Source organism: Pseudomonas sp. NPDC087697 (assembly GCF_044743155.1).
Classification (GTDB): domain Bacteria; phylum Pseudomonadota; class Gammaproteobacteria; order Pseudomonadales; family Pseudomonadaceae; genus Aquipseudomonas.
Genome location: NZ_JBIUVW010000002.1, coordinates 239,128 through 247,590 on the forward strand (window position 1 = coordinate 239,128; position 8,463 = coordinate 247,590).

6 protein-coding genes are annotated in these 8,463 nt (G+C 58.8%); 3 read left to right on the forward strand and 3 right to left on the reverse strand.

The window, feature by feature from the left end:
* The first annotated feature begins 302 nt into the window (after window positions 1–302).
* Window positions 303–2,903 (forward strand): bifunctional aconitate hydratase 2/2-methylisocitrate dehydratase, encoded by a 2,601-nt coding sequence (gene acnB, locus ACIPIN_RS03345; protein ID WP_401115273.1) that lies wholly within the window; start codon window positions 303–305, stop codon window positions 2,901–2,903.
* Between the two features lie 51 nt (window positions 2,904–2,954).
* Here the strand turns inward: acnB and ACIPIN_RS03350 are convergent, their stop codons facing one another.
* From ACIPIN_RS03350 to ACIPIN_RS03360, 3 genes are all read right to left on the reverse strand, one after another.
* Entirely contained in the window at window positions 2,955–4,634 is a 1,680-nt protein-coding gene (locus ACIPIN_RS03350) for a SulP family inorganic anion transporter (RefSeq protein ID WP_401115239.1), read from the reverse strand.
* Window positions 4,624–5,241, reverse strand: coding sequence for a ParB-like protein (locus tag ACIPIN_RS03355; RefSeq protein ID WP_401115242.1), 618 nt, complete (start codon window positions 5,239–5,241; stop codon window positions 4,624–4,626). Before ACIPIN_RS03355 ends, ACIPIN_RS03350 begins: the two co-directional genes overlap by 11 nt.
* Window positions 5,242–5,578: 337 nt before the next feature.
* Window positions 5,579–6,859, reverse strand: coding sequence for a serine/threonine transporter (locus ACIPIN_RS03360; protein ID WP_401115245.1), 1,281 nt, complete (start codon window positions 6,857–6,859; stop codon window positions 5,579–5,581).
* Between the two features lie 289 nt (window positions 6,860–7,148).
* On the opposite strand from ACIPIN_RS03360, the gene ACIPIN_RS03365 reads away from it, so the two are divergent.
* On the forward strand, window positions 7,149–7,532 hold the full coding sequence (locus ACIPIN_RS03365; RefSeq protein ID WP_401115248.1) for a tautomerase family protein: 384 nt from the start codon (window positions 7,149–7,151) through the stop codon (window positions 7,530–7,532).
* Between the two features lie 227 nt (window positions 7,533–7,759).
* Complete coding sequence (locus tag ACIPIN_RS03370) at window positions 7,760–8,302, forward strand: cysteine hydrolase family protein (RefSeq protein WP_401115250.1); 543 nt, start codon at window positions 7,760–7,762, stop codon at window positions 8,300–8,302.
* The last annotated feature ends 161 nt before the right edge of the window (window positions 8,303–8,463 follow it).

Here is an 8,463-nt window from a genome sequence, read left to right on the forward strand (position 1 = left end):
GCCGTAGAATCAGCCAGCCTTTTAAGGCGCCAATGTCCGTTAGAAGCTGTTTTCAAAGCGTCACGAGCACAGTCGTTCCTTCAGAGCGGTGTTGGCGAAGGGTTTTTCCAGCGGGGAAAAACCCAACGCCAACCCTCATCAGCTCCCCGTTCTGCAGGCGTAAAACTTTGAAAGCAGCTTCTGTAAGGAATTGCCGGTAATTCTGGCTAAGCGGCCCACAACGCCACGCAGCGCATGAGTACGGCAATTTCGGGATGAGCGTCCCGGACACCCATTTGGGTCCACTGATGAGGGTAATAACTGTGCTTGAAGCCTACCGCAAACATATCGAAGAGCGCGCAGCACTGGGTATCGTTCCCCAGCCGCTTAACGCCGAACAAACTGCAGGCCTGGTTGAGCTGCTGAAGAATCCTCCCGCTGGCGAAGAAGCTTTCCTCGTTGACCTGATCACCAATCGCGTTCCGCCTGGCGTGGACGAAGCAGCCTATGTAAAGGCCGGCTTCCTGTCTGCTCTGGCCAAAGGCGAAGCCACTTCCCCTCTGATCGACAAAAAGCGCGCTGTTGAACTGCTTGGCACCATGCAAGGCGGCTACAACATCGTGACTCTGGTTGACCTGCTCGACTCCGCCGAACTGGCTCCAGTCGCTGCCGCGCAACTCAAGCACACCCTGCTGATGTTCGATGCTTTCCACGACGTCGCGGAAAAAGCCAAGAACGGCAACGTTCACGCTCAAGGCGTACTGCAATCCTGGGCTGACGGCGAGTGGTTCAAGAACCGCCCGGTTCTGGCCGACAAGATCAGCCTGCGCGTGTTCAAGGTCACCGGCGAAACCAACACCGACGACCTGTCCCCCGCTCCCGATGCCTGGTCCCGTCCAGACATCCCGCTGCACGCCCTGGCCATGCTGAAAATGGCCCGTGAAGGCATCGTGCCTGACGAGCAAGGCGTCACCGGCCCAATGAAGCAGATCGAAACCATGCGCGGCGAAGGCTTCCCGATCGCCTACGTCGGCGACGTAGTGGGTACCGGTTCTTCGCGTAAATCGGCGACCAACTCGGTGCTGTGGTTCTTCGGCGACGACGTTCCTTACGTGCCGAACAAGCGCGCTGGCGGTTTCTGCTTCGGCAGCAAAATCGCTCCAATCTTCTACAACACCATGGAAGATGCCGGCGCACTGCCAATCGAATTCGACGTCACCAACATGAACATGGGCGACGTGATCGACCTGTACCCTCATGCTGGCAAAGTCTGCAAACACGGTACTGATGAAGTCCTGACCACCTTCGAAATGAAGACCCCGGTCCTGCTCGACGAAGTCCGTGCTGGCGGTCGTATTCCGCTGATCATCGGCCGTGGCCTGACCGAGAAGGCGCGTGCCGAGCTGGGTCTGCCACCGTCCGACCTGTTCAAGAAGCCGGAAGCTCCGGCTGAAAGCACCAAGGGTTTCACCCTGGCGCAGAAAATGGTCGGCAAGGCGTGCGGCGTCGTTGGCGTTCGTCCAGGTACCTACTGCGAACCGAAAATGACCACCGTCGGTTCCCAGGACACCACTGGCCCGATGACCCGTGACGAACTGAAAGACCTGGCGTGCCTGGGCTTCTCGACTGATCTGGTGATGCAGTCCTTCTGCCACACCGCGGCGTATCCAAAGCCGATCGACGTCACCACTCACCACACCCTGCCAGACTTCATCATGACCCGCGGTGGCGTTTCCCTGCGTCCGGGCGACGGCATCATCCACAGCTGGCTGAACCGCATGCTGCTGCCGGACACCGTCGGCACCGGTGGTGACTCGCACACCCGTTTCCCGATGGGCATCTCGTTCCCGGCCGGTTCCGGTCTGGTCGCGTTCGCCGCAGCCACTGGCGTGATGCCACTGGACATGCCGGAATCGATCCTGGTGCGCTTCAAAGGCAAAATGCAACCGGGCGTCACCCTGCGTGACCTGGTTCACGCCATTCCTTACTACGCGATCCAGGCTGGCCTGCTGACCGTAGAGAAGAAAGGCAAGAAGAACGCCTTCTCCGGCCGCATCCTGGAAATCGAAGGCCTGGACAACCTGAGCATCGAACAAGCCTTCGAGCTGTCCGACGCCTCGGCCGAACGTTCGGCTGCCGGTTGCACCATCAAGCTGTCGAAAGAGTCGATCACCGAGTACCTGAGCTCCAACATCACCCTGCTGCGCTGGATGATCGGCGAAGGCTACGGCGATGCGCGTACTCTGGAACGTCGTGCTCAAGCGATGGAAGCCTGGATCGCCAACCCTGAGCTGATGGTTGCCGATGCTGACGCCGAATACGCTGAAACCATCGAAATCGACCTGGCCGACATCAAGGAGCCTGTGCTCTGCGCGCCAAACGATCCGGACGACGCCCGTCTGCTGTCCAGCGTTGCTGGCGAGAAGATCGACGAAGTGTTCATCGGTTCGTGCATGACCAACATCGGTCACTTCCGCGCTGCCGGTAAACTGCTGGATCAGGTCAAGGGTCAGCTGCCAACCCGTCTGTGGCTGTCGCCGCCGACCAAGATGGACGCTCACCAACTGACCGAAGAAGGCTACTACGGCATCTACGGCAAAGCTGGCGCGCGCATGGAAATGCCGGGCTGCTCGCTGTGCATGGGTAACCAGGCTCGCGTTGAGCCGAACTCCACCGTGGTCTCGACGTCGACCCGTAACTTCCCGAACCGTCTGGGCGACGGCGCCAACGTCTACCTGGCTTCGGCCGAGCTGGCGTCGGTTGCCTCGATCCTGGGTCGCCTGCCGACCGTCGAGGAGTACATGGCCTACGCGAAAGAAATCGACACCATGGCCAGCGATGTTTATCGCTACCTGAGTTTCGACCAGATCGCCGAGTTCCGTGAAGCTGCTGCGAATGCCAACATTCCGGTCATTCAAGCCTAACGTTACAACGCCATAGAAAACGCCGCGCATCGTAAGGTGCGCGGCGTTTTTTTATGCCGGAAGATTTTGCCCTGAATCATTGAGCGCCAGCTGTACCGCGCCATCCACACTCAAGCCGCAGAGAACAACCTGCGAACGCTCGGCCTCAGGCAGCGCCGACAACACCGTTTGAGCCTCGTCCTTGAGCCGTGCCAGCACCAACCGTTTGCCTTCAATGTGTACTCGCAGAAAAAACTCCTCCAACGCCTCGATACTGGTGCCATCCAGGTCTGGCGACTCTTCCAGGCTGAGGATCACCGTGTGAATCGGCGTTTCAGAGTGTCGAATCAAGCGTAATGCGCCACCGAGAATTCGCTCCGCGTTAGCAAAGAACAACGCCTCGCTCGGCCGCACGATCAGCATCCCCGGCACTGCCTTGGCCAATGGATGACGTTGCACGTCGACAAAGTCGTGCCCGGTGCCGATGTGCCCGAGAATCTGGATATCCGCCGCCGACATTTGCTTGAGCATCAGCAGCACACTGATCGCCACCGCCACCAGCAAACCGTCAAGCACCCCCAACACCAACACGGCCGCCACGGCGCAGATCACCAGCAGGCGATCGCGTCGCCAGATGAAATAGCGCCCCAACGGTTGCAGGCTCAAGCCACGAGCCAGCGCATGGGTGACGATCGCAGCCAGTATCGGCTCAGGGGTCAAGGCAATATAAGGCAGCACCGTCAGGACGATGATCAGCACCACCAACGCCGCCACACCACCGGCCAAACGCGAAGTCGCACCGGCGGCTTCATTCGCGGATGTCGCGGAATACCCCGCCCCTGCCGGCATCCCGTGAAACAACCCGGACAGTAAATTCGACGCACCCAGTGCCAGTAGATCGCGGTTCGAGGACACCCGATCACCATGTTTGAGTGCGAAGGAACTGATCGAGCCGTAGGACTCCGCATACAGGATCATCACCATGGCAAAGCCCAGCTCCCCCAGGCGCAACCAGTCGGCAAAGGGCAGCACCGGCAGCTTCGGAACCTCCAGGCCGAGGTCGATAACCCCGATCAGCCTGACCCCGTAAGCCGGCAGATTCAGCCATTGTCCCGCCGCGATGCCGATCACCACCACCAGCAACCCTCCCGGCAAGCGCCGCAACCGCCCAAACAACCACAACAATGCCAACGCCACCGCGGCCACACCGGCGGCGGCCCAGTTCCACTGAGGCAGTTGCTCCAGCAATTGCGGCACAAAACGAATCAGGTTGCCGTCGCTCAGGTGCACGCCAACCACACTGGCGAACTGTTTAAGAATGATGGTCAGCGCCAGGCCAAAGGCAAAGCCGCGCAATACCGGCTTGGCAATGAACGACGTCACGCTGCCAAGCCTGAACAAGCCGGCCAGCAAAAAGAACGCGCCGGTGACCAGGACCAGTCCGATGGCCAGGCTCGCACGAAGTTGCGGGTCGCCACTGGCCAGCGTCGCGGTAGCTGCCGCCAATACCGCAGCTGATGAAGAGGTCGCAGAGACGATGGCAAACCGACTGGTGCCAAACAGTCCATAGCAGAGCAAACCGGCAAACAAGGCGATCACCCCGGCCTGCGGTGCCAGCGCAGCGATGCTCGAATAGGCGACGGCCTCGGGCAGCAACAGACCGGCAATCGACAGGCCAGCCAACGTGTCCTGCCAGCGGTTCGGTTTTTCGCCAGAAGTCTGAACTGACGATTTTGGTGGTTCAGTCGGCAATCGGACCTGCCCAACCCGGCAAATACCGAGCCTCCTGACTACGCGCCAAATCCATGGCTTGGGTTTGCAGCTTGCTTCCTTGATCGTTGATCAGATCGCTGGCGATCCGGCCACGAAAGAAGTCCGCCCAGAGGAATTCGCTGTAGGGCGTCGTATCCTTGGAGTACCCACCGGCACGCCGTACCTGCCCTGCCAGACTGCGATAAGGATCATCCTGCAAATCGACGATAGCCTTGGGAATCGCCTCGAATGAGTGCCGTGACCCATGGGCATCGTAAGGGTGCACCCATTGGTTGAAGTCCATGACACTCCAGAACGTCATTGGCTCGACAAACGATAAATCCTTGAGCACCAGCAGCGGCACCGTCTCGACCTCTTCCTGAAGCAACGCCAGACCGAAGTGGTGGTGATCAACGATGTAATAGCACCCTTGCGGGCCAAGGACACAAGGAAACCAGTGGCTCTCCAGAGCAGCGCTACGCTCCTTGCGCTTGAGCTTTTTCCATTGCTGACGCTTGGCGCTCACTTCGGCCAGACCGACAGTGAGCTGCGTCGGGTGCAGTTTTTCCAACTTGCCAGTGATCAATTGCGGGTGGGCACGAGCCATCGGGCGTCTCCAGACAAGCCGTTGAAATGCCGACGAGGCCGTCGGCGGCAGTACAAGAACAGATGCTCTATCACGCTGAAATGCAAGCACAAGCGTAGTCCTTTTTCCACCTTCAGCCACCTCGACACTTCAACGTCCGGCTCTGCTGCCCGCTGTGTATCGCCCGCCGGCGTTGAGCGAGCGCAGATTGCGCACGTGGATGACCCTGAGTTTTCCGGCCGACAAAAAAAAACGGCCGCGCCGCGCATTATGCGCAGTCAGCGGCCGTTGCATCACTGATCAAGGCGTTGCGACGAAGTGGCTCGGCACCGGTTTATCCGGCAGAACCACTACGCATTCAAGCGGTCAGCGAGTAAATCAACGCCGAAATTGCCACCAGGCCCACCAGTGTCACGAAGACGTTGGAGGCTTGGCCACGATAACGCACCATGGCTGGCACCTTGCGAATGGCGTACATCGGCATCAGGAACAGAATCGCTGCGATGACCGGGCCACCGAGGGTTTCGATCATCCCCAGGATGCTCGGGTTCAGCGTTGCGACGATCCAGCAGACCACCAGCATGAACGCTGCGGTCATACGATCCAGGGTCTTCGGTGCCGGACGGCGACCGCTCTTGACGATCAGACCCTTGAGGCCTTCGCTGGCGCCGATGTAGTGCCCCAGGAATGACTTGGAAATGGCCACAAAGGCAATCAACGGCGCGGCGAAGGCGATCGTCGGGTTGCTGAAGTGGTTGGCCAGGTACGACAGGATCGACAGGTTCTGCGCCTTGGCCTCGGCCAGCTGTTCTGGCGACAGGGTCAGCACACAGCTGAATACAAAGAACAGCACCATCACCACCATCAAGGCGTGAGCACGAGACAGGATTTGCGAACTGCGTTCTTCGGCGTGCACGCCATAACGACGCTTCTGGTCCACCGAGAAGGCCGAGATGATCGGCGAGTGGTTGAACGAGAACACCATCACTGGAATCGCCAGCCACAGCGTGTGCAGCAGCGCCGAAGGTTCAGGCAAAGTGCTGGCGGTGGCGAGAATGCCGCCGTTCCAGTGCGGAACCAGGAACACCGCCAAAAACAGCAGCGCAACGATGAACGGGTAAACCATCAGGCTCATGGCCTTGACGATCATCTGCTCACCGCAGCGCACCACGGCCAGCAGACCGAGAATCAGCACGAACGACAGAATCGCCCGTGGTGGCGGCATGATGTGCAACTGGTGCTCAAGGAAGCTGCCCACGGTGTTGGTCAGGGCGACGCTGTAAATCAGCAGGATCGGGAAGATCGCGAAGAAGTACAGCAAGGTGATCAGGGCACCGGCCTTGATCCCGAAATGCTCTTCGACGACCTCGGTGATGTCTGCGCCCGCGCGACCAGACAGCACGAAGCGGGTCAGGCCACGGTGTGCGTAAAAGGTCATCGGGAATGCCAGTAACGCCAGAATCAACAGCGGCCAGAAACCGCCAAGACCTGCGTTGATTGGCAAAAACAGGGTACCCGCACCAATCGCCGTGCCAAACAGGCCCAGCATCCAGGTGGTGTCATGGCGATTCCAGTTGCTGAGGCTTGCTGGTGCCGCCGCTTCATAGCGTTCATCAACGCTATTGGCCTGATCATTCATCCGGTCGGATCTCCGCATTCCGGTCACTTGCCACTCGGTCAGGACGAGTCAGAAAAAGCTGACAGGCAGCGCCCTGGCCGAAACAGGGGCGCGATTGTCCGGGATTAATCAACAGAAGCAAAGACTTAGCTGAGGAGCGGTTATGCGGATCAGATGTTCAGGAATAGCTTTGAGCGCCACAGCCCACAAAAACCGCCGCCTGAGCGCGAGAAATCCGTAGAAGCTGCTTGAATCAATGTTTCAACGAAGCCACTCAACCCGCGTGGCGACAACCTGACGGAGTGATGCCATGCCTCTCGTTCGTGTCGACATCAAAAAACACCAGGATCCCACCTTCGCCAAACGGGTCGGCGAACTGATCTACGCCGCCATGCGCAGCAGCATCGGCGTGCCCGAGCACGATAACTTCCAGATCCTTGCCGAACACGACGAGCTGCACTTCATCTTTGATCCGGTCTACCTGGGCATCAACCGCAGCGACCATCTGGTGATCATTCAGATCAGCCTGAACGAGGGCCGCACCCTGGAACAGAAAAAACTGCTCTACAAGACCATTGCCGAAAGCCTCAATGCAGAGTTGGCGGTTCGTCTGGAGGATGTCTTCATCAATCTGGTGGAGGTCAAGAAAGAGAACTGGTCGTTCGGCAACGGAGTCGCTCAATATGCGAGTTGAGCACACTCAAGAATTGCTTACGACTCCATTGACATGTTTCCTGAACCCACAGCATGATCGGCCCATGAATTTTCTTGCGCTGAACCTCACCCGCACCACCACGACCGCTTCCGGCGGGTCGTGCGGTGGCTGGCTGAAGTGAACACAGCGCAGTGAACCCCAGGCCCCGCCAGCAATGGACGGGGCCTTTTTTTCTCCGTCCACCTGGCATCACACGGAGAAATACCATGTCAGCACCCAACCCCGAACAGTCGGCGCTATTGATCGTCGACATGCAGGTCGGCCTGTTCAATGGGCCAGAAAAGCCCTACGAAGGTTCGCGCGTTCTTGGCAACATCAAGCATCTGATTCAACAGGCTCGTCAGAAAGAAGCACCGATATTCGCCGTTCGCCATACCGGGCCGGCAGGTTCAGTGATCGAGGCTGGCAGCCCATTCTGGCAATTGCTGCCCGACCTGGAACTGGATGCGAATGTCGATACCCTGTTCGACAAAACCCGCCCCAATTGCTTCCTCGGTACTCGACTGGCACAACAGCTGATCGACGCCTCGATAAACCAATTGTTCATCGTCGGCATGAAAACCCAATACTGCATCGAGAGCACCTGCCGGGCCGCGGCCGAACAGGGATTCAATCCCGTGCTGGTGGCCGACGCCCATACCTGCATGGACACACCTATACTGTCGGCCCGGGCAATCATCGAACACCATAACGCGACCTTGAACGGTGCATTCGCCAAAATAGTGAACACCGCGGACACCAGGTTCTGACGCGCTGAAAAGATCGCAGCCTTCGGCAGCTCCTACAGATGTATGCGCTCGGCGTAGGAGCTGCCGTGTTGTGGTCGAATATTTTTGGACCATGATGTAGGAGCGTCGATTTAAGGAAGCATCATGGGATATCGGGTTGTTACGTCTGAGGAAAAAGCGGA

What these genes read in the sequence shown, in the direction of transcription:
- ACIPIN_RS03355 (WP_401115242.1), bottom strand. Translation starts at nt 5,241, where the DNA reads ATGGCTCGTGCCCACCCGCAATTGATCACTGGCAAGTTGGAAAAACTG.
- ACIPIN_RS03360 (WP_401115245.1), bottom strand. Translation starts at nt 6,859, where the DNA reads ATGAATGATCAGGCCAATAGCGTTGATGAACGCTATGAAGCGGCGGCA.
- ACIPIN_RS03365 (WP_401115248.1), top strand. Translation starts at nt 7,149, where the DNA reads ATGCCTCTCGTTCGTGTCGACATCAAAAAACACCAGGATCCCACCTTC.
- ACIPIN_RS03370 (WP_401115250.1), top strand. Translation starts at nt 7,760, where the DNA reads ATGTCAGCACCCAACCCCGAACAGTCGGCGCTATTGATCGTCGACATG.